A 2,138-nucleotide genomic window follows, 5' to 3' on the forward strand; every position below is an offset into this window, starting at 1 on the left:
ACATTGAGGCGTGCCGCTCAAGACAAGTTCCGAGGCAAACAGAGCCGTATCGAGCGAATGCCTTCAGACAAGGATTGGATAAGGTCATTTTGCCAAGCAGCAGATCCCTACAATGCCTCCCTTGTGCGCTTCATGTTCGAAACCGCCGCTCGCGTTGACCAGGCAACGTCACTCACCCCAACTGACCTACGTCCAGCAACTAACCCAGTTTGGATTAAGGCTCAGAAGGCGCATCCGGGTGAATGGATCACTGTCTCACCACAGATGATGGATGAGCTATTTTCATTGAAGCCTAAGCGGCCGAAAAACTGGAAAGCTCATGCACCCTCGCGTTTTTGGCTATGGAAGTTCAACTGGGTATAGGAAACGATGGCAGACAATTTGCAAAAAAGCTGGCATTTCTTACCTATCAGCGCACAGCGCAGGTCGACACGGCTTCTTCACTGAATCGGTGGTACCACAGGGCGTCGATCCCGTTACAGCAGCTAAAGCGGGACGCTGGTCCGACCCCAACTTACCTTTGCGCATCTACGCACACGCCGAGACTGACGAGGCCGAAATAAGAGCTCGTTTTCGCACGGATCATGTTAAATCGGACCATGAGGTGCGGCCTGGAAGCCTACGATGATGGTGCGCGTTATCGGGCGTTTGAGTCGGTGGCTATGACATTCACGAACCAAACACTTTGCGAGCCTACGAATTACTTGTTATAAATCAACAAGTTAATACATATCTGGTTGAAAATTCAATTATAGATTGAAATTGGGTTTGTTTCGGTAAATCGACGTTTCTTAGTGTCTCTCCTGTTGAAGCCCTCACCTCGCGATGTTGGCGGAGCTATTCGAAGCCAATCTATCCAATCTTGAAATGCTTTTCGCCGCGCACTCCTCGCTTCTCGGTAATAACGCCGCATTAGTCTATGGCGCCGTTCAATTTCACGATTTTCCTCAATTTTTTCCCAAAACTCAGTCAAGGTAGGTCTGTTCTGAAACGTCTTAATTTCTTCCGCGGTGGCTTGACCAAGCAGATACCGGTCGCGTCTCTCAGCCATGCTCGCAGAAAAAGCCTTCACTTTCTCATTATTGGTGAGGGCCACCAGATAGATTTTTTCGGCTTTTAGTATTTCAGCGATAGTATTGAACCTGACTTCGGCTCGTGCGAGCGCCCAAGCCAATCCGATCCCGTCACCTTCATCCATAGCTACCTGCAAGGATATTTCGGCCTGATCCATGATTATCCTGGCCCAAAGACCGACTCGTTCTGGATCCAGCTGAGAAGTCGCCCCGTGTTTTCTGGCATTATGACCAATAGTGACTTTGCCCTCAATTGTTTTAGGCCCGGAGCTTGCCAGTGCATTCGCTCGGTTTGCAGCCATCTGCCTTGCGGTTGTCATTCTACAACCAATTCGGCCGGAATCGGACGGGCTTTTTGAAGAGCATCAAAATCAGATTTAACCTGACGGCGACGGGTCTCGAGTTGGGGTAATTTGATTTCATGGAAGTGGAGATCGTAGTTCATCGAGCTGACCGATTTTCCCATGAGATCAAGAAGATCTATACCTATCTCTTCCAGCTCTTGATGCGCTTTACTTGCGATGTCAGGGTCGGGTTCCAGTGCGCGTTTTGTGAGCTCGCTTAGTTCAGGACCTTCACGACCTCTATCGTAGCCTCTGAATTTGGCGAGCTCTTTCTCAATTTCCTTTCCTAAGAGATTCCTTAAGCAGCGTTCCCGCATTTTTCGGTGCTGCAAGATTTCCCATTCTATGGATATGAGGTTTTCTGCAACGACAAACTCGTAAGGCGTAAATGGTGTGAGCGTACGCATCAACTGCGCCTGAAAAACTGCGAAGCTACCGGCCTCTTCGCCAGGAATTGTATCGCGCTTTGGTAAGACATCCGCGAAAGAGGTCAGGCCAAAATCTAGTGGGTCTGCCGGAACATTCTTTTGTGCCAACTTCCTTCCCCTTGGATATAGAGATGTATTGCAAGCATTGTAGCAACGGTGATTGTCACTTGGCAAACGGCAATGAGGGCAAACAGTGATGAATGCGCTGCTACAACGGCAATTCTCAGAGCGTTTGGCAACTATAAGGGGCTTAAGCCATCGTCAATCCTGCGTGTCTCCGAGCCTTGCAAGGC

2 protein-coding genes and 1 pseudogene are annotated in these 2,138 nt (G+C 49.3%); 1 reads left to right on the plus strand and 2 read right to left on the minus strand.

The features are described from left to right. Positions 1–363 (plus strand): annotated as a pseudogene (locus ACSHWX_RS18495) (hypothetical protein); the annotation flags it as partial. A 382-nt stretch (positions 364–745) separates the two neighbouring features. Here ACSHWX_RS18495 and ACSHWX_RS18500 read toward each other — a convergent pair. Beyond that, complete coding sequence (locus ACSHWX_RS18500; protein WP_435669680.1) at positions 746–1,231, minus strand: hypothetical protein; 486 nt, start codon at positions 1,229–1,231, stop codon at positions 746–748. A 158-nt stretch (positions 1,232–1,389) separates the two neighbouring features. After that, a complete protein-coding gene (locus ACSHWX_RS18505) occupies positions 1,390–1,953 on the minus strand; it encodes a hypothetical protein (protein ID WP_025046162.1) in 564 nt (187 codons plus the stop codon). Positions 1,954–2,138: the final 185 nt, after the last annotated feature.

Source organism: Maritalea sp., assembly GCF_051251695.1.
Classification (GTDB): Bacteria; Pseudomonadota; Alphaproteobacteria; order Rhizobiales; family Devosiaceae; genus Maritalea.